The organism is Sphingomonas sp. CCH9-F2 (genome assembly GCF_001556735.1).
In the GTDB taxonomy this organism is placed as follows: Bacteria; Pseudomonadota; Alphaproteobacteria; order Sphingomonadales; family Sphingomonadaceae; genus Sphingomonas; species Sphingomonas ginsenosidimutans.
Window position 1 is genome coordinate 1 of the sequence record NZ_LSJO01000014.1, and the last position, 17,123, is coordinate 17,123.

Genomic DNA, 17,123 nt, shown 5'->3' on the forward strand with positions numbered 1-17,123 from the left:
GATCTGACCCGCTCGCATCGGCCGATCGCCGCGCGTCCGGTGGCCGCGGCCATCGTCACACGGTGCGGATCCTGCCGCCGTCGATGACGAACTCGGCGCCATGGATCGCCGCGGCGCGATCCGCGGCAAGATAGGCGATCAGGTCGGCGACCTCATGCGGTTCGGCCCCGCGCCCGATCGGAATGCCGCCCAGCGCATCGAGCACCGACCGACGCGCGTCCTCGATGGTCCCGCCGTTCGCCGCCTGCAACCGCTCCAGGAAGCCGGTGGCCGATTCGGTCATGATCCACCCGGAGGAAACGGTGTTGACGCGCACGCTCCGCGGGCCCAGTTCCCTTGACAGCGCCTTGCTGTAGGTCCGCAGCGCGGCCTTGGCCACAGCATAGGCGGTGGTCGATTCCGGCAGCGGCAGCACCGACTGGATCGAGGTGACGTGCACCACCGCGCCTGCGCCCTGCGCGATCATCGTCGGCAGCAGCAGGCGATCGAGCCGCACGGTCGCGAGCAGATTGAGGTTGAGTTCCGCCAGCCAGTGTTCGTCGGTGAGCGCGGCGAACCCGCCCGCCGGCGCGGACGATCCGCCGATCACATGCGCCAGGATGTCGACGCCGCCCAGCCTGTCGAGCGCGGCGTCCGCCAGCGTCCGGCTGCCGTCGGCGGTCGTCAGATCGGCCGCAACAAACTCGACCCCCTCGATCGCCGCCACCGCCCTGCGCGCGGCGGTCATGACCCGCGCGCCGCCGGCGAGAAACCGGTCAACGGTCGCGCGCCCCAGCCCCTTGGTCCCGCCGCTGACGACGACGCGCTTGCCTGCGAATTCGGTGGGATCGACCCGGCTCGTCATATCGTGACCTCCAGTGCCGCGATCGCATCGCCGTCGAGCGTGAAGCGGTAGGTGAAGCGCAGCGGGCTGCCGGGGAAGTCGCCGTGCGCGGGGCCCTCGACCACGACCCGCCCGGCTTCGTGGCGGATCGCGTCGGGCGTGAAGACCGCCTTCACGGCGATCACCTCGCGTTCGAACAGCCCCCGGATCTGCTCACTGCCCTCGAAACGCTTCCCGTTGTCCACGAACACCGCATCGGCCGCAAACGGCCTCAGCATGGCGTCGGCGTCGAGCCGCGCATTGGCGGCGACATAATCGGCGATGGGTGTGGGCAGTTTTATCGACATGGCCGTGCTCCTTGCGATGACGCCGCCGATCTAACGCCGCGCGCTGCTTGCGATAATCGGGTCAAATCGGCATGTGCCGTTGCGAAAGGCGGGACAATGTCGAAGCACGGCCTGCTAGAGTTCGATGCCGTTCTGGCGATCGCGCGATGCGGATCGTTTCGCGCCGCGGCGCTGGAACTGGGGCTGTCCACCACCGCGCTCAGCAATGCCATCGCCAAGCTGGAAGGGCAGCTAGGGGTGCGGCTGTTCAACCGCACGACGCGCAGCGTGTCGCTGACCGACGCCGGGCGGAATTTCGTCGAACAGGTCGGCCCGGCCGTGCGCACGCTGCACGACGCGATGGGGGCCGCCCGGTCGCAGCAGGAAACGCCATCGGGGACGCTGCGGATCAACGCCTTCGCGTCGGGGGGCCGCGAGATACTGGCGCCGCTGCTGCTGCGCTTCCTGCGCCGCTATCCGCAGGTTCATATCGATCTCGTCACCGAGGGGCGGATCGTGGACATCGTTGCCGAAGGCTTCGACCTCGGCCTGCGCGCCGCGAACCTGGTGCCGACCGACATGATCGCCATTCCCGTCGGGCCGCCGCGCAGCTTCGCGGTGGTCGCGTCGCCCGCCTATCTCGCGGCCAATGGCACGCCCCGCACGCCGCCGGACCTTCTCCGTCACGCGTGCCTTCGCATCCGGCTGCCCAACGGCGCGCTGCATCGCTGGCAGTTCGAAAAGGATGGGGAGTCGGTGGCGATCGACGTCACCGGGCCGATCACGCTGGACGAATCGAGCCTGTCGCGCATCGCCGTCCTCGATCATGTCGGGCTCGGCTATTTCATGGAAGCGGACGTCCGCGACGACATCCGGGCGGGTCGCCTCGTCCGGGTACTGGAAGACTGGACGCCGCCGCGCGACCCGCTGTGCCTTTATTACCCCACCCGCCGGAATCCATCGGCGGCGTTCAGGGCGCTGATCGAAATGGCCCGCCAATCAGCGGGATAGCAGGCGTGGCGGCGTCGTCTCGATCGGAGCGCGCGCGCCGCGGCGTCGGTGATCGAGCCGCCCGATCACCGCGACGCGAATTTGTCTCGACATGGGACAGGGGCGCTGGCTTTTCCGCTTGTCATCTTTCTGCAATCCTTCGCGTCATCCCGGCATCATGCGACCGGGTCGTTAGAAGGACGAGGATGATGATCCGGCTCTACACGCCCCTGCAACGTATCGGCATCATGGCGGCGCTGACGCTCGCCAGCTGGTGTGCGGTCGCGGCGGCGGTGGAAACGGCGATGCTGATCGCGCGCTGAGGCGCGATCAGTCCAGGTTCGGGCGCAGCAGCCGCGTCGCGCGTTCGCGATCGACGCCCAGCCGCTGCGCATAGTCGGCCAGCTGGTCCTCCCCGATGCGCGCGACGCCGAAATATTCGGCCTGCGCATGCCCGAAATAGAATCCGCTGACCGCCGCGGTCGGCAGCATCGCGAAACTCTCGGTCAGTTCCAGCCCGGCGTTCCGCTGCGCGCCCAGCATATCGAACAGCCGCCCCTTCAGCGAATGTTCGGGGCACGCCGGATAGCCCGGCGCCGGGCGGATGCCGCGATATTGCTCGCGGATCAGCGCCTCGTTGGTCAGCTGCTCGTCGGGGGCATAGCCCCATAATGTCGTGCGGACATGCGCGTGCAGCGCCTCCGCGAACGCTTCCGCCAGACGATCGGCCAGCGCCTTCAGCAGGATGTCGTTGTAATCGTCATTGTCGGCGCGATAGCGTTCCAGGTGCGGCTCGATGCCGTGGATGCCGACCGCGAAGCCGCCGATCCAGTCGCCCGCCGGGTCGACGAAATCGGCCAGGCACATGTTCGCCCGCCCCTCGCGCTTGGCGATCTGCTGGCGCAGAAACGGCAGGCGCGTCGAATGTTCGTTGGTGCGGTCAAGATCGGGGACGTTGAATACCTCCGGCACCGCGCCGCCGTCGGGCGAGCGGTGATCGGCGCTGTGGCGGTCGTGGACCCAGATATCGTCGTCATGGCGATGGCACGGCCACAGCCCGGCGACGCCGCGCGCGGTCAGCCACTTCTCCGCGACGATGCGGTCCAGCATTCCTTGCGCGTCGGCATAGAGCGACGACGCACTCTCGCCGACCACCGCATCGGACAGGATCGCGGGGAAATTGCCCGCCAGTTCCCACGCGCGGAAGAACGGCGTCCAGTCGATATACTCGCGCAGCTGCGCCAGATCCCAGTCGTCGAACACATGCAGGCCGGGCCGCTTCGGCGCGGGCGCCTTCAGCGCCATGTCGGCGGGGAAGCCGCGGCGGCGCGCTTCGTCCAGCGGCAGCAGCGCATTCTGCCCCTTGCCCTCGCGCGCATCGCGCACCGCCTGGTAATCCCTGGCGACGCCCGCGACATAATCGTCGCGGATCGTGTCGCTGACCAGCGTCGTCGCCACCCCGACCGCGCGGCTGGCGTCCAGCACATGGACGACCGGCCCGGTATAGGCGGGCGCGATGCGCAGCGCGGTATGGACCTTCGACGTGGTCGCGCCGCCGATCAGCAGCGGCATCTGCATCTGCGCGCGCTGCATCTCCTCGGCGACCGTCACCATTTCGTCCAGCGACGGGGTGATGAGGCCCGACAGGCCGATCATGTCGGCGTCATTCTCGTTCGCCGCCTCCAGGATCTTCGACCACGGCACCATCACGCCCAGGTCGATCACCTCGAAGCCGTTGCACTGGAGCACGACGCCGACGATGTTCTTGCCGATATCGTGGACGTCGCCCTTGACGGTCGCCATCACGACCTTGCCCTTGCCCTTCGCGCCGGGTTCCTTGGCGGCCTCGATGAACGGCATCAGGTGCGCGACCGCCTTCTTCATGACCCGCGCCGACTTCACCACCTGCGGCAGGAACATCTTGCCCGACCCGAACAGGTCGCCCACGACGTTCATCCCGTCCATCAGCGGCCCTTCGATCACCTCGATCGGGCGGGCGTACATCTGGCGGCATTCCTCGGTATCCTCGACGACATGCGCGTCGATGCCCTTGACCAGCGCATATTCGAGCCGCTTGGTCACCTCCAGCGAGCGCCACTCGGCCGCCTGCTTCTCCGCCGCCGCGTCGGTGCCGCGGAACCGCTCCGCCAGCGCGACCAGCCGGTCGCCCGCCTCGGGATCGCGATTGAGGATGACGTCCTCGCACGCCTTCCGCAATTCGGGGTCGATCGCGTCATAGACGTCGAGCTGCCCGGCGTTGACGATCGCCATGTCCATGCCGGCGGGGATGGCGTAGTACAGGAACACCGAATGCATCGCGCGGCGCACCGGCTCGTTACCGCGGAAGCTGAACGAGAGGTTCGACAGCCCGCCGGAGATATGGACGTGCGGGCAACGCGCCTTGATCTCGCGGCACGCCTCGATGAAGTCGACGCCGTAGTTATTGTGCTCCTCGATCCCGGTCGCCACCGCGAAGACGTTGGGATCGAAGATGATATCCTCGGGCGGAAAGCCGATGCCGGTCAGCAGCTTGTAGGCGCGATCGCAGATCTCGACCTTGCGCTCCTTGGTGTCGGCCTGCCCGACCTCGTCGAACGCCATCACGACGACCGCCGCGCCATAGTTCATGCACTTGCGCGCGTGCGCGAGGAATTGCTCCTCGCCCTCCTTCATGCTGATCGAATTGACGATCGGCTTGCCCGACACGCACTTCAGCCCCGCCTCGATCACGTCCCACTTGGACGAATCGATCATGATCGGCACGCGCGCGATATCCGGTTCGGCGGCGATCAGCTTCAGGAAGGTCGTCATGGCGTGGTGCGCGTCGAGCAGCCCCTCGTCCATGTTGACGTCGACCACCTGCGCGCCATTCTCCACCTGCTGGCGCGCAACCTCGATCGCGCGATTGTAATCGCCCGCGAGGATCATCTTCTTGAACGCCGCGGAGCCGGTGACGTTCGTGCGCTCGCCGATATTGACGAACTGGGTGGAGGTGGTGGTCATTCGGGGAAACCTCGTCATCCCGGCGAAGGCCGGGATCTCGTGCCGCACGGGTGCGCTATAGTAACTGGGAGGCCCCTGCCTACGCAGAGGCGACGGCTTACGCCGCCATCGTGAACGGCTCCAGCCCGGCCAGTCGCGTGCGCACCGGGGGCACCGCCACCTTGCGCGGCGTCATCCCGCGCACATGGTCCGCGATCGCTTTGATATGCGCGGGCGTCGATCCGCAGCACCCGCCCAGCACGTTGACCTGCCCCGCGAACGCCCATTCGCCGACCAGCCCGGCGGTCGTCGCGGGCGCCTCGTCATAGGCGCCCAGTTCGTTGGGCAGCCCGGCGTTGGGATAGACCATGATGAGCGTGTCGCAGAGTTCCGACAGCGTCTTGACGTGCGGGCGCAGCTGCTCGGCCCCGAACGAACAGTTCAGCCCGATCGTCAGCGGCTTCGCATGGCGCACCGCGTGCCAGAACGCCTCCACCGTATGCCCCGACAGGTTGCGGCCGGACAGGTCGGTCAGCGTCATCGACAGCATGATCGGCAGGTCGCGGCCCAGCGCCTCGCCCGCCTCGATCGCGGCCATGATCCCGGCCTTGGCATTGAGCGTGTCGAACACCGTCTCGATCAGCACGAAGTCCGCGCCGCCCTCGACCAATGCGTCGATCTGCTCGCGATACACCTGCTTCAGGTAATCGAAGTCGATCTCGCGATAGCCCGGATCGTTGACGTCCGGGCTGAGCGACAGCGTCTTGTTGGTCGGGCCGATCGCGCCCGCGACGAAGCGCGGACGGCCATCCTTCGCCTGATATTCGTCGGCGATGCGACGCGCGAGCTTCGCGCTCTCCACGTTGATCTCGCGCACCAGCCCTTCGGCACCGTAATCGGCCTGGCTGATGCGGTTGGCGGAGAAGGTGTTGGTTTCCGCGATATCGGCTCCCGCCTCAAAATAGGCGCGGTGGATCGCCTCGGGCACCTCCGGCTTGGTCAGCGCCAGGATGTCGTTGTTGCCCTTCTGGTCGTGGCCGAGCGTCAGCGTGCCGGCATAATCGGCCTCCGACAGCTTCCAGTTCTGGATCTCGGTGCCGAAGGCGCCATCGGTGATGAGGATGCGCTTCGCCGCCTCGGCGTTGAACGTATCGCGGATAGTCATCTCTCTACTCCGTCACGCCGCTGCGGCCGTCGCCTGCACCGGCGCCGCCCGCACCCCCAGCAGGTGGCAGATGGCGTAGCTCAGCTCGGCCTTGTTCATCGTATAGAAGTGCAGCTGGCGGACCCCGCCGGCATACAGCTTTCGGCACAATTCGGCCGCCACCGTCGCCGCGACCAGCTGGCGCGCGCCGGGGTGATCGTCCAGCCCCTCGAACAACCGGCCGAGCCAGCCGGGGACGGCGGTATTGCACATCGCCGCCATGCGCATCACCCCCGCGAAGCTGCCGATCGGCATGATCCCCGGCACGATCTCCGCGTCGATCCCCGCCGCCGCCGCCGCGTCGCGATAGCGGAAGAAGGTTTCGGGTTCGAAGAAGAATTGCGTGATCGCGCGCGTCGCGCCCGCGTCCAGCTTGCGCTTCAGATTGTCGAGATCGGCGGCGCGATCGGTCGAGCTGGGGTGGCATTCGGGATAGCCCGCCACCGAAATCTCGAACGGATGCAGCCGCTGCAGTCCGGCGACCAGCGCGGCGGCATTTTCATAGCCGCCGGGATGCGGGGCATAATCCGACGCGCCTGCGGGCGGATCGCCGCGCAGCGCGACGATATGGCGCACGCCCGCCTGCCAATAGGCATCGGCGACCGCGTCGATCTCCGCACGGGTCGCCTCGACGCAGGTCAGGTGCGCCGCGGCGGGCACGTCGGTGTCGCGCGCGATCCGCGCCACCGTCGCGTGCGTGCGGTCGCGGGTGGAGCCGCCCGCGCCATAGGTGACCGACAGGAAGCGCGGGGACAGCGGGCGCAGCGCCTCGATCGACTGCCACAGATTCTCCTCCGCCTTGTCGGTCTTGGGCGGGGAGAATTCGAAGCTGACGTCGACATCGCCGCCGACGTCGGCGTACAGGGGCGCGTCGAGCGCGCGGCGCGCCTCTTCCAGCTGGTTCACCGAAATCGTCATGCCGCCCTCACCTCACGCACCGGCTCGGCCGCCTTGCGCCCCAGCCACAGTTTTACCGTCAGCTCCCCGCCCTCCAGCGTCTCGGTCCGCGCCAGACGCAACCCCGCCGCCGCGAACCAGGCAGCCATCTGCGTATCCGCGAAGCCCAGCCGACTGTGCGACGCGCGCGCGCGCAGCTCCTCGCGGTCGTGCGGCGCGAAATCGGCGATCAGGAGCCGCCCGCCCGGCGCCAGCACGCGCGCCGCCTCGACGATCGCGGCGCCCGGTTGCTGCGCGAAGTGCAGGACATGGTGCAGGATCGCCACGTCCGCCGCGGCGTCCGCCAGCGGCAGCGCATACAGGTCCGCCTGGCGCAGTTCGGCATTGCCCAGCCCGCGCTGCGTCAGCTTGGCACGCGCCAGCCGCAGCATCTCACTGCTCTTGTCGATCCCCAGCGCGTGGGCGGCCTCGGGCGCGAACAGCTCGATCATCCGCCCGGTGCCGGTGCCAATATCGACCAGCCGGCCCAGCCGCTCGTCGGACAGGATGTCGCGCATCGCTGCCTCGACCTGTTCCTCGGCGATGTGGAGCGAGCGGATCGCGTCCCATTCACCCGCCTTGGCCTCGAACCATGCCGCCGCCGCCGCCGCGCGATCCTCGCGCACCGCGGCCAGCCGGGCGACGTCCGCCTCCACCGACGGCGCGACGTCGAACGCCTCCAGCGCGGCCATCACCGGCGCCACCAGCTGCGGGTCGCCCAGTGCGACGAACACCCAGCTGCCTTCCTTGCGCCGTTCGGCGATGCCGGCATCGCACAGGATCTTCACATGCCGCGACACGCGCGGCTGGCTTTGCCCCAGCACCTGTGCCAGTTCGCCGACCGACAATTCCATCGTGCCCAGCAGCGCGACGATCCGCAGCCGCGTCTCGTCGGCGACGGCACGGAAGATATCGAGCGCACGTTTCATGCGACGAGATATAAAGATATCTTTATATGACGTCAAACGAGAACGGCACGGACCTTTTGCCGTCGCTCTGGCGTTCGCCATCCCGCTCCGGCAGTTAAGCCGGCGTAACGACCTTTGAGGGGACACCTGATGAAGCGTGAGTTCACCATCGCCCTTGCCGCCGCCACCGCGCTGTCGCTGGCCGCCTGCAGCCAGAAAGCGCAGAATGAATCGGCGGAGGCCGCCAACGCGATCGCCGCGGACACCAGCGCGACGACGCGCAACGCGGTCGACAATGTCGATGCCGCGACCGACGACGCGCTGAACAAGGCCGAAAACTCGCTCGACCGCGCGGGCGAGAAGATGCGTAACGCCGGCGACGATGCCGCGGACGCCACGGGCAATGCGATGGTCCGCGCCGGCAACGAACTGCGCGACGAAAAGAAGTGATGCGATCGCGGCGCCCCGTCCTGTTGCTGGCCGCGGCGCCGCTCGCTTTGCTCGCCGCCGCCTGTTCGGGCGGCGGCGATCCGACTCCCGGCCTGACCGCCGACGACGATCGCCAGCTCAACGATGCCGCCGCCATGCTCGATGCCAACAGTGTCGCGCTGGAGGATGTGTCCACCGACGGAAACCAGCAGCAGCCATGACCGATACCGCCGCGATCCCGCATCGTCGACTGGGCGCCTCCGACCTGCGCATCGCGCCGCTGGTGCTGGGCGGCAATGTGTTCGGCTGGACCGCCGATCGCGCGACCAGCTTCGCGGTCCTCGACGCCTTCGTCGACGGCGGCGGGACGATGATCGACACCGCCGACGTCTATTCGGCGTGGGTTCCCGGCCATTCGGGCGGCGAATCCGAAACGGTGATCGGCGAATGGCTGAAGGCCGGCGGGAAGCGCGACAAGGTGCTGATCGCCACCAAGGTCGGGATGCTGCCGGGTGACGGCGGTGAGAAACTGGCGCCCGCGCGCATCGTTGCGGCCTGCGACGCCTCGCTGCGCCGGCTCGGCACCGATCGCATCGACCTGTATTTCGCGCATCAGGACGACGACGCGCAGCCGCAGGACGCGGTCGCCGAGGCGTTCGCCACGCTGGTCGCCGCGGGCAAGGTGCGCGTGCTGGGCGCGTCCAATTTCCACGCCGCGCGGCTGAAAAGCGCGGTCGAGACCGCGCGCGCCGCCGGGCTGCCCCATTATCAGGTGCTACAGCCCGAATATAATCTGGTCAGCCGCCACAAGTTCGAGGGCGAGTTGCAGGATTATTGCGTGGTCGAGAATATCGGGGTCGTTCCTTATTACGGCCTCGCCTCCGGCTTCCTGACCGGCAAGTACCGGTCGCGCGACGATCTGGGCAAGAGCGTGCGCGGCGGTCGCTTGGCCGACCTGCTGGAGGGCAAGGGCGCCGCGGTGCTCGCCGCGATGGATGCGGTGGCGCAGGAAAGCGGCGCGACGCTGGCACAGGTCGCGCTGGCGTGGCTCACCGCACAGCCCGGCGTCACCGCGCCGATCGCCAGCGCCACCTCGGTCGCGCAGCTGGAGGAACTGATGGGCGCGATGACGCTGACGCTTGGCGACGAACAGCTCGCGCGGCTGACCGACGCGGGCGTCTGAGCCGCCCGGCTACAGCCGCCAGAACAGCGCCAGCGACAGATTGTGGTTGACCCGCGCGGCGCCGCCGGGCTGGTCGATGATCTGGTTCATATAGCCGGCCTCGACCGTGGACGTGCCGCCGACCGGGATTTCCGCGCCGACGAACGTGCGCAGCTGGTCAAACCCCGAACGCCCGCGCCAGTCGACGCTGTTGAGCACCACAAACCCCTCCATCGACGTCAGCGCGCGGATGCCGTCGTCGCGCCCCAGCGGATATTCGAACCGCACCATCTCACGGGCGCGAAGCTGCATATCGTTCCCGTCGGAACGCCAGCGTTGCTCCAGCCGGAAGCGCGAGGACAGCTCGCCGCGCCGCAGGCCGGATATCACCCAGCTCACCTGCTGGAACAACCGCTCCTCGTTCAGGTCGCGCCCGCCGCGCACGGGCATCGCGACATGCGCATAGCCCTGGTACAAGGTCAGCCCGCGCGCCACCGTCCGGCCCAGCGCGCCGCGCGCGATCACCTGGTCCACCCGCCCCAGATCATCCTGAATCCGCGGCTGCAGCTCCACGAACCATGCCACCGGCCGCGCGCTGGCGCCCTGTACGGTGAGGTTGGCCCACGCTCCGGCATCATGCGTCACCTGCGCGGCGGCGGGCGGCGCGGCGAACAGGCCGGCCAGCACCAGCGCGATCGGAACGAAGCGTGTCATCGCGCCTGCCATGCCCGGCCGTCACGGCATTGTCATCCGTTTGTCACATAATCATCATCCGCCGCGGCAAGACGGAACGGCGGCGAGCGTCCGGCGTCTTGCCCGTGGCGCCAGCCGTCGCGCCGCGATCACCCGAGGGAGAATGACGCTGGCCACGCTCGTCGCCCGTATCCGGCAGGATATCGTCCTGTACGGCGCGCTTGCCGCCAATCTGGGCATCGCGGTCGCCAAGTTCGTCGCGGCGGGCATCTCCGGTTCGTCGTCGATGCTGACGGAGGGGGTCCACTCGCTGGTCGACAGCGGCAACCAGATTCTGCTGCTGTACGGACAGAAGCGCGCCAAGCGCCCGCCCGACGCGGCGCATCCCTTCGGCTATGGGCGCGAGCTGTATTTCTGGGCGTTCGTCGTCGCGATCCTGATCTTCGCGGTCGGTGCGGGGGTGTCGATCTACGAAGGGTGGAAGCATATCCGCGCGCCCGAACCGCTGGTGGATCCGCTTATCAACTATATCGTGCTCGGCGTCGCGGTCGCGCTGGAAGGGACGTCGTGGACGCTCGCCGCGCGCGAATTCGCGGCGGCGAAGGGCGACATGCCGTGGTGGCGCGCGATCCGCGAATCGAAGGATCCGGCCGGCTTCATCGTCCTGTTCGAGGATTCGGCCGCGCTCGCCGGGCTGCTGATCGCCGGCGTCGGCGTATGGGCCAGCCACCACTGGAACGATCCGCGCATCGACGGCGCCGCCTCGATCGCGATCGGGCTGATCCTGGCGCTGGTCGCGATCATCCTGGCACGCGAATCGAAGGGGCTGCTGATCGGCGAGCGCGCCGACCCGCAGGTGATCGCGCGCGTCGCCGGCGTCGTCGCGGCGCATTCCGGCGTGGTCGCCGTCAACCACGTCCGCACCATCCACACCGCGCCCGACAGCATCTTCGTTGCGATCAGCGCCGACTTCGACGACAGTCTGACGATGGGCGAAGGGGAACGGATGATCGAGGATCTGGAGGACCGGCTGCGCGCCGCGGAACCGCGGCTGTCGTCGATCTACATCCGCCCCGAACGGCGCGAGGATGCCACGGTGGTCGCGGTTCCGGGGCCGGTGGCATGACCATGCGGCTGCTGGCACGCGGGATCGCCGCGCTGCTGCTGCTGGTGTCGGCGCTGCCCGCGCAGGCGGCGGTGACGATCACCTTCTGGAGTCGGGATTTCGGCAATTACTTCCCGCACGCCTTCTTCACGCTGCGCGGCACGCCCGACGCGGGCGGCGCGCCGGTCGACGCCAGTTACGGCTTCACCGCCAGATCGGTCACCCCTGCGCTGCTGTTCGGCAATGTGAAGGGCCGCGTCGAACGCCCCAAGCGCGGTTATATGCAGGGCAGCCACGCGCGGTTCAGCCGCACGCTCAGCGATGCGCAATATGCAGCGATCCTCGACCTGATCCGCGAATGGGACGAAAAGACCGGCGACGCCACCTACAACCTCAACCGCCGCAACTGCGTCACGTTCGTTCGCGAGGCGGCGCGCCGGTCGGGGCTGACAACGGTCGATTTCCCGAAATTGATGAAGAAGCCCAGCAGCTTCCTGCGCGCGGTCGCCGCGGCCAATCCAGGCGCGGTCGAACCGGTCGAACAGACGGGCAAGCAATGGTTCGCCGCGCACCCGCCGCTCGACGCCGCGCTGCCGGTCGACGCGCCGGAAGCGACGCCGGGTACGATGGCCGGCAAGAAGCCCGCAGGCCCCGCCAACGACGATGCTCAGCCCCCGGCGGGGACCAGTTCCATCACGTCCAGGACCGATTCGAACGCGGGATAGGGCATCGCCAGCCGCCATCGCGCGGTGCCGACGCGGTCGACCCAGCCCGCGATGTCCCGCTCCGCCGACCGGCCATAGTCGATCGTCCGCACCTCGTCGCCCAGCACCAGCGTCCCCAGGAACGCGGCGCGTCGCCCGTCCTGGGGATAGAGCGTGCCGACATACCGCTGCGATCCGGTCAGCTTAACCAGCGGCATGGTGCCGTCGGCGCGCGCCGCACCGACCCGGCACGCGAACCAGGCGTAGGCGACATAGCCCGGCCCGGCGCTGCCCGCGCCCGCGCCGCCGCGCCGCCCCAGCTTGAACACCCGGCAGCGATAGTCACCCGCCGGCGGCACCGCACCGGGCAGCGCGGCGTCGGGATCGAACAACACCCCCTGCGCCGCCACCTCGCGCGCGGCAGTGCGCGGCACCGCCGCCAGCCCCGCGACCCACGCATCGCGCCATCGCCGCATCCGCTCGCGGTCGGCGGGGGTGGCGACGCGGCGCCAGTCGGCCGCGCCGAACGTCTCCGCCTCCGCCGTCGCGGATGGGGCAGGCGTCGTCGCCGCCCCGCCGCGCGCCTTGCCCGCGCATCCGCCCAGCGCCAGCCCCGGCCCCAGTCCCGTCGCGGTCATCGCCAGCATCGCCGCGGCGTGACGCCGCATCATGCCGCGGTCCAGCCACCATCGGCGGACAGGTTGGCACCGGTGATCGCCTTCGCTTCCTCACGGCACAGGAACAGTGCGAAAGCGGCGATCTGTTCGGGGGTGACGAATTCCTTGGTCGGCTGCGCCGCCAGCAGCACGTCGTTCATCACCTGCTCGCGCGTCATGCCGCGCGCCTTCATCGTGTCCGGAATCTGGCTTTCGACCAGCGGCGTCCAGACATAGCCCGGGGAGATGCAGTTGACGGTGATCCCGTCGGTCGCGGTTTCCAGCGCGACGGTCTTGGTCAGCCCGACCAGTCCGTGCTTGGCCGCGACATAGGCGGACTTGTTGGGGCTGGCGACCAGGCTGTGCGCCGATGCGGTCGACACGATCCGGCCCCAGCCCCGCGCGCGCATGTGCGGCACCGCCGCGCGCATCATGTGGAACGCGCTGGTCAGGTTGATCGCCAGGATCGCGTCCCATTTCTCCGGCGGGAAATCGGCGATCCCCGACACATACTGGATGCCGGCGTTGTTGACGACGATGTCCGGGCCGCCCCAGGCGGCGTGCGCGCGATCGACCATCGCCGCGATCTCATCGGGCTTCGTCATGTCGGCGCCGTCGTGCAGCGCGTCCGCGCCGCTCGCCACCGACAATTCGCCACGGATCGCCTCGATCGCATCCGCCTCGCCGAAGCCGTTCAGCATCACCGCCGCGCCCTCCGCCGCCAGCGCGCGCGCGATGGCGAGGCCGATGCCCGACGTGGAACCCGTGACGATCGCGCTCTTGCCCTTCAGGAACATGGCCTTGGTCTCTCCCGATCCGATCGCCCAGCCCTAACGGGCGACAGGCGGCGCTTGCAACCCGGCACCGCCCGGACGCATTCATGCCGCGACGGAAACGATCCAGCCGAAGGATGATCCCATGCGCCTCGACGATTACGACAACGACATCAACGTCGAGGATCAGCGCGGCGGCGCCGGCGGCGGGTTGGGCGGCGGCGGCGGGCTGCTGCTGGGGCTGTTGCCGATGATCGGCAGCCGCTTCGGCTGCGGCGGGATCGTCGTCGCGCTGCTGCTGCTTGCGGTGTTCGGCGGGCTGGGCAACCTTGGCGGGCTGGTGGGCGGCGGCGACAGCTTCGCCCCGTCGACGCCGGTATCGCGCACCAACGGCGGCGGCGGGGAGACGCTGGCGCAGAAATGCGACACCCAGGCCGCGCGTGCGGCCTGCAACGCCTTCTCCTCGGCGCAGAATACGTGGGAGGCGATCTTCGCCAAATCGGGCGAGCGGTTCGTCGCGCCCAAGCTTGTTTTCTTCGGCGAACGGGGCGGCCGTTCGGGGTGCGGCGCGGCGATGTCGGCGATGGGGCCGTTCTATTGCCCGACCGATCAGGGCATCTACCTCGACACCGATTTCTTCAACGAACTGACCAACCGGTTCAAGGCGCCGGGCGATTTCGCGCAATATTATGTGATCGCGCACGAATTCGGCCATCACATCCAGAATTTGACCGGCACCTCGGAACGCGTGCAGCAGGCGCAGCGCCAGGCAAGCGAGCGTGAGGGCAACGCTTTGTCGGTGCGGCTGGAATTGCAGGCGGATTGCTATGCCGGCGTCTGGGCCGCCGCCAACCGCAACCGGCTGGAGCCGGGCGACGTGGAGGAAGGCATGCGCGCGGCGCAGGCGATCGGCGACGACACGCTCCAGCGCGAGGCGCAGGGCCGCGTCGTTCCCGACAGCTTCACCCACGGCACCTCGGCACAGCGGCAGGAATGGCTGCGGCGGGGCATGGAAAGCGGCGATCCGGCGGCCTGCGACACGTTCAGCGGCGCAGTGTAACCCTTTCCGGCGCCCACGAAAAAGGCCCGGGCATCGCCGCCCGGGCCTTCTGTGCATCCGCCGGGTTTCGGGTCAGTAGGTGCCCGAAAAGCTGCGGTTGAGGTTGGTGCCGCCCGACGTGCCGGTGCCGGCCGACGTGCCGGTGCCGGTCGTGTCGTCGCTAGCCGCGGTGCCGGTCTGGCCGCCGGCGGCGTAGCTGGACGCGCCCATCCGCTGGCGATCCTGATCGGTGCCCTGCCCCCCGCGGTCGCCATAGCCGAACATCGCCTGGTTCTTCTCTTCGGTGCGCCAGTGCTGCTTGGCCTCGTCGGCGGTTTTCGACAGCGTCACCTTGCCGTCCTCGGCGCGGTCGATCCACCGCGACGGGATCGAATGATGCTGCCCGCCGGCATCGGCATCGTTCTTGGTCAGCAGGATGCGGTCGCCGCGCACCTTGTCGACGGTGCCGACATGGCTGCCGTCCGATCCCAGCACCTCGTCATGTTCCTTGACGCGGTCCAGCGCGTCGCGCTGCGTCTGCCGCTGCGATCGCCAGGCCGAGAATTCGTTCTCGAACTTGGTGCGGTTCTCGCGGCGATATTCGTCATAATCGCGGTCGAACGACGCGATCTGGCCCGAACGCCACGAATGATAATCGCCGTCGCGGTCCTGGCGATCCTGCTGGTTGTAATAACGCTCGTCGTAGCGGCCATCCATCTCGCGGCGGCGTTCCGCCTCCTCGTCGCCGAACCATGACCGCACCTCGTCCCCCGCACGCGCCAGGAAACCGCGGTCATCATAGTCATAGCCCTGCGGCTGGCGGCCATAGCTCGCCCCACCACGCTGCCGGTTACGATCGCGATAGTTGTCATCGTCCCAATGGCGGCGTTCGCCGACATCCTCGAACCGGCGACCGTCATGCGCGTAACTGCCGTGATAGTCGTTCCCGCGGTCGCCCCGCGACTGGCCATAGCCCGACTGGCCGTAGCCCGACCGGCAGTAGCCGCCACGATCATCGTCCGACTGGCCATAGCCCGACTGACCATAACGCGACTGGCCGTAACCGCGATCGTTATGCTCGTTCCCGCCACGGCCGTAGCCGGCGTTTCCATATTCGCGGGCCCCGTAATCGTCGCGCTGGCCGCGCACTCCGCCGCGTTCGTCGCGCCCGATCATCCCGGCCGCACGATACTCGCGCGCGCTCGAATAGCTGTAATCGCGACCGGATCCGTAATCGCGCCCGTAATCCTGCGTGTCGCGTCGACCGTCGTCGTCGCCGCGCGGATAGCGTTCGTAGCCCATGGCATCCTCCTCGTCGTCAGATCGCCCCCGCGCGCCACCGGCGGCGTCGCGGGGATGCTGGCAGAAGGGATCGGGGACCGCTTTCGTTCCTCTCGTTGCGGGCGCGCAACGGGCGCTGGTCGCATGCCGCGCTCGTCCGGTCGGGGCGGGACCGGCAGGTAAATGCGTGCACACCACGAAAGGTGTGTTGCATCGCCCGAAAAGGCTCGCTAAGGGCGGCGCTCCCGGCGATGCCGGGCTCCCGGGCGGGGCCGTAGCTCAGATGGGAGAGCGCTGCAATCGCACTGCAGAGGTCAGGGGTTCGATTCCCCTCGGCTCCACCACCCCGCCCCCTTTCACGTTCACGCCGTTTTCTTGGCCCCTTCCGCGCGATCGGCGGTTGCCCTGCGTCGCATCGCGCCCGATGATGCCGCGTATCGGACGGGCGCTCACGCCGCCTGCCGGCTGGAAGGATGGGAGACGGGCCGATGATCGATCGCAGCTTTCGCGCGGAGCATCTGGTCGATCCCGATGGCGGCGACGACGATCTGCCCCCCGCCATCCCGGCGGCCACCCTGGTCATCTTCCGCGAGGCCGCCGATGGCGGCCCGCCCGAACTGCTGATGGTGGAACGCGCGAAGGCGATGGCCTTTGCCGCCGGGGCGATGGTGTTTCCCGGCGGGCGCGTCGATCCGGGCGACCACCTGCTGGCCGAGGTGATCGGCGCGGGCGATGACGGCGCGGCGCGGATCGCCGCGATCCGCGAAACGATCGAGGAGGCGGGCATCCCGATCGGCCTGTCGCCGCCACCCGCCCCCGACGCGCTGGCACGGATGCGCGCCGCGCTCCACGCCGGCACCTCCTTCGGTGAGGTGCTGGCCGATGCCGGCGTGCGGCTCGATCTCGATCAGCTGGTGCCCTTCGCGCGCTGGCGCCCGGCGCATCGCAACATGCGCATCTTCGACACCCTGTTCTTCCTCGCCGGCCTGCCCGCCGACGCGCCGTGCGCCAGCGTCGATGCGACCGAGAACGTCCGGCTGGTGTGGGCCAGCGCGCGGTCCGTGCTGGACGATGCCGATGCCGGGCGGCTGGCGGTGATCTTTCCCACCCGC

General features: G+C 68.8%; 18 protein-coding genes and 1 tRNA gene. 9 read left to right on the forward strand and 10 right to left on the reverse strand.

Features of this window, described 5'->3' with window-relative positions; genetic code table 11:
• Positions 1–55 precede the first annotated feature (55 nt).
• Positions 56–844 (reverse strand): SDR family oxidoreductase, encoded by a 789-nt coding sequence (locus AX685_RS00425; protein ID WP_066484306.1) that lies wholly within the window; start codon positions 842–844, stop codon positions 56–58.
• Positions 841–1,170: a nuclear transport factor 2 family protein gene (locus AX685_RS00430; protein WP_066484308.1), complete on the reverse strand. Its 330-nt coding sequence runs from the start codon at positions 1,168–1,170 to the stop codon at positions 841–843. Before AX685_RS00430 ends, AX685_RS00425 begins: the two co-directional genes overlap by 4 nt.
• A gap of 96 nt (positions 1,171–1,266) precedes the next feature.
• Here AX685_RS00430 and AX685_RS00435 point away from each other — a divergent pair, with 96 nt between their 5' ends.
• A complete protein-coding gene (locus AX685_RS00435; protein ID WP_066484310.1) occupies positions 1,267–2,160 on the forward strand; it encodes a LysR family transcriptional regulator in 894 nt (297 codons plus the stop codon).
• A 309-nt stretch (positions 2,161–2,469) separates the two neighbouring features.
• Here AX685_RS00435 and metH read toward each other — a convergent pair whose 3' ends face one another.
• The 4 genes from metH to AX685_RS00455 form a co-directional block, all read right to left on the reverse strand.
• Entirely contained in the window at positions 2,470–5,142 is a 2,673-nt protein-coding gene (gene metH, locus AX685_RS00440) for a methionine synthase (protein WP_066484312.1), read from the reverse strand.
• Between the two features lie 97 nt (positions 5,143–5,239).
• Positions 5,240–6,286 (reverse strand): homocysteine S-methyltransferase family protein, encoded by a 1,047-nt coding sequence (locus AX685_RS00445; RefSeq protein WP_066484313.1) that lies wholly within the window; start codon positions 6,284–6,286, stop codon positions 5,240–5,242.
• Between the two features lie 12 nt (positions 6,287–6,298).
• The gene (gene metF, locus AX685_RS00450) at positions 6,299–7,243 is read right to left on the reverse strand and encodes a methylenetetrahydrofolate reductase [NAD(P)H] (protein WP_066484314.1); all 945 of its coding nucleotides are present in this window, start codon (positions 7,241–7,243) and stop codon (positions 6,299–6,301) included.
• Positions 7,240–8,190: an ArsR/SmtB family transcription factor gene (locus AX685_RS00455; protein WP_066484315.1), complete on the reverse strand. Its 951-nt coding sequence runs from the start codon at positions 8,188–8,190 to the stop codon at positions 7,240–7,242. The genes metF and AX685_RS00455 overlap by 4 nt, the downstream gene beginning before the upstream one ends.
• 129 nt (positions 8,191–8,319) lie before the next feature.
• Here AX685_RS00455 and AX685_RS00460 point away from each other — a divergent pair, with 129 nt between their 5' ends.
• Genes AX685_RS00460 through AX685_RS00470 form a run of 3 tightly spaced genes read left to right on the forward strand, consistent with a single transcriptional unit; the run spans position 8,320 to position 9,781 of the window.
• Entirely contained in the window at positions 8,320–8,619 is a 300-nt protein-coding gene (locus AX685_RS00460) for a hypothetical protein (protein WP_066484316.1), read from the forward strand.
• Positions 8,619–8,819 (forward strand): hypothetical protein, encoded by a 201-nt coding sequence (locus tag AX685_RS00465; RefSeq protein ID WP_066484323.1) that lies wholly within the window; start codon positions 8,619–8,621, stop codon positions 8,817–8,819. Before AX685_RS00460 ends, AX685_RS00465 begins: the two co-directional genes overlap by 1 nt.
• Complete coding sequence (locus AX685_RS00470) at positions 8,816–9,781, forward strand: aldo/keto reductase (protein ID WP_066484317.1); 966 nt, start codon at positions 8,816–8,818, stop codon at positions 9,779–9,781. The genes AX685_RS00465 and AX685_RS00470 overlap by 4 nt, the downstream gene beginning before the upstream one ends.
• A gap of 9 nt (positions 9,782–9,790) precedes the next feature.
• Here the strand turns inward: AX685_RS00470 and AX685_RS00475 are convergent, their stop codons facing one another.
• On the reverse strand, positions 9,791–10,474 hold the full coding sequence (locus tag AX685_RS00475; protein WP_066484324.1) for a DUF2490 domain-containing protein: 684 nt from the start codon (positions 10,472–10,474) through the stop codon (positions 9,791–9,793).
• A gap of 142 nt (positions 10,475–10,616) precedes the next feature.
• Between AX685_RS00475 and AX685_RS00480 the strand changes: the two genes are divergently transcribed.
• Together AX685_RS00480 and AX685_RS00485 are read left to right on the forward strand one after the other, a co-directional pair.
• Positions 10,617–11,579 (forward strand): cation diffusion facilitator family transporter, encoded by a 963-nt coding sequence (locus AX685_RS00480; protein ID WP_066484318.1) that lies wholly within the window; start codon positions 10,617–10,619, stop codon positions 11,577–11,579.
• On the forward strand, positions 11,576–12,283 hold the full coding sequence (locus AX685_RS00485; protein WP_066484319.1) for a hypothetical protein: 708 nt from the start codon (positions 11,576–11,578) through the stop codon (positions 12,281–12,283). Before AX685_RS00480 ends, AX685_RS00485 begins: the two co-directional genes overlap by 4 nt.
• Here AX685_RS00485 and AX685_RS00490 read toward each other — a convergent pair.
• On the reverse strand, positions 12,226–12,933 hold the full coding sequence (locus AX685_RS00490) for a DUF4893 domain-containing protein (RefSeq protein WP_082740379.1): 708 nt from the start codon (positions 12,931–12,933) through the stop codon (positions 12,226–12,228). The two genes, AX685_RS00485 and AX685_RS00490, sit on opposite strands and share 58 nt — an antisense overlap.
• Complete coding sequence (locus AX685_RS00495) at positions 12,930–13,715, reverse strand: 3-hydroxybutyrate dehydrogenase (protein ID WP_066484320.1); 786 nt, start codon at positions 13,713–13,715, stop codon at positions 12,930–12,932. Before AX685_RS00495 ends, AX685_RS00490 begins: the two co-directional genes overlap by 4 nt.
• A gap of 121 nt (positions 13,716–13,836) precedes the next feature.
• Here AX685_RS00495 and ypfJ point away from each other — a divergent pair, with 121 nt between their 5' ends.
• Positions 13,837–14,751, forward strand: a complete 915-nt coding sequence (gene ypfJ / locus AX685_RS00500) for a KPN_02809 family neutral zinc metallopeptidase (protein ID WP_066484321.1) — start codon at positions 13,837–13,839, stop codon at positions 14,749–14,751.
• Between the two features lie 72 nt (positions 14,752–14,823).
• Here ypfJ and AX685_RS00505 read toward each other — a convergent pair whose 3' ends face one another.
• Positions 14,824–16,032, reverse strand: a complete 1,209-nt coding sequence (locus tag AX685_RS00505; protein ID WP_066484322.1) for a DUF2171 domain-containing protein — start codon at positions 16,030–16,032, stop codon at positions 14,824–14,826.
• A 247-nt stretch (positions 16,033–16,279) separates the two neighbouring features.
• Here AX685_RS00505 and AX685_RS00510 point away from each other — a divergent pair.
• Both AX685_RS00510 and AX685_RS00515 read left to right on the forward strand, forming a co-directional pair.
• Positions 16,280–16,355 (forward strand) — tRNA-Ala (locus AX685_RS00510).
• Between the two features lie 144 nt (positions 16,356–16,499).
• The coding region (locus tag AX685_RS00515) for an NUDIX domain-containing protein (RefSeq protein ID WP_197418421.1) at positions 16,500–17,123 on the forward strand (624 nt) is incomplete at its 3' end.

Bases quoted from the DNA above. Each gene is read 5' to 3' on its own strand.
- AX685_RS00425 (WP_066484306.1), bottom strand. From the start codon at position 844: ATGACGAGCCGGGTCGATCCCACCGAATTCGCAGGCAAGCGCGTCGTC.
- AX685_RS00430 (WP_066484308.1), bottom strand. From the start codon at position 1,170: ATGTCGATAAAACTGCCCACACCCATCGCCGATTATGTCGCCGCCAAT.
- AX685_RS00435 (WP_066484310.1), top strand. From the start codon at position 1,267: ATGTCGAAGCACGGCCTGCTAGAGTTCGATGCCGTTCTGGCGATCGCG.
- metH (WP_066484312.1), bottom strand. From the start codon at position 5,142: ATGACCACCACCTCCACCCAGTTCGTCAATATCGGCGAGCGCACGAAC.
- AX685_RS00445 (WP_066484313.1), bottom strand. From the start codon at position 6,286: ATGACTATCCGCGATACGTTCAACGCCGAGGCGGCGAAGCGCATCCTC.
- metF (WP_066484314.1), bottom strand. From the start codon at position 7,243: ATGACGATTTCGGTGAACCAGCTGGAAGAGGCGCGCCGCGCGCTCGAC.
- AX685_RS00455 (WP_066484315.1), bottom strand. From the start codon at position 8,190: ATGAAACGTGCGCTCGATATCTTCCGTGCCGTCGCCGACGAGACGCGG.
- AX685_RS00460 (WP_066484316.1), top strand. From the start codon at position 8,320: ATGAAGCGTGAGTTCACCATCGCCCTTGCCGCCGCCACCGCGCTGTCG.
- AX685_RS00465 (WP_066484323.1), top strand. From the start codon at position 8,619: ATGCGATCGCGGCGCCCCGTCCTGTTGCTGGCCGCGGCGCCGCTCGCT.
- AX685_RS00470 (WP_066484317.1), top strand. From the start codon at position 8,816: ATGACCGATACCGCCGCGATCCCGCATCGTCGACTGGGCGCCTCCGAC.
- AX685_RS00475 (WP_066484324.1), bottom strand. From the start codon at position 10,474: ATGACACGCTTCGTTCCGATCGCGCTGGTGCTGGCCGGCCTGTTCGCC.
- AX685_RS00480 (WP_066484318.1), top strand. From the start codon at position 10,617: ATGACGCTGGCCACGCTCGTCGCCCGTATCCGGCAGGATATCGTCCTG.
- AX685_RS00485 (WP_066484319.1), top strand. From the start codon at position 11,576: ATGACCATGCGGCTGCTGGCACGCGGGATCGCCGCGCTGCTGCTGCTG.
- AX685_RS00490 (WP_082740379.1), bottom strand. From the start codon at position 12,933: ATGATGCGGCGTCACGCCGCGGCGATGCTGGCGATGACCGCGACGGGA.
- AX685_RS00495 (WP_066484320.1), bottom strand. From the start codon at position 13,715: ATGTTCCTGAAGGGCAAGAGCGCGATCGTCACGGGTTCCACGTCGGGC.
- ypfJ (WP_066484321.1), top strand. From the start codon at position 13,837: ATGCGCCTCGACGATTACGACAACGACATCAACGTCGAGGATCAGCGC.
- AX685_RS00505 (WP_066484322.1), bottom strand. From the start codon at position 16,032: ATGGGCTACGAACGCTATCCGCGCGGCGACGACGACGGTCGACGCGAC.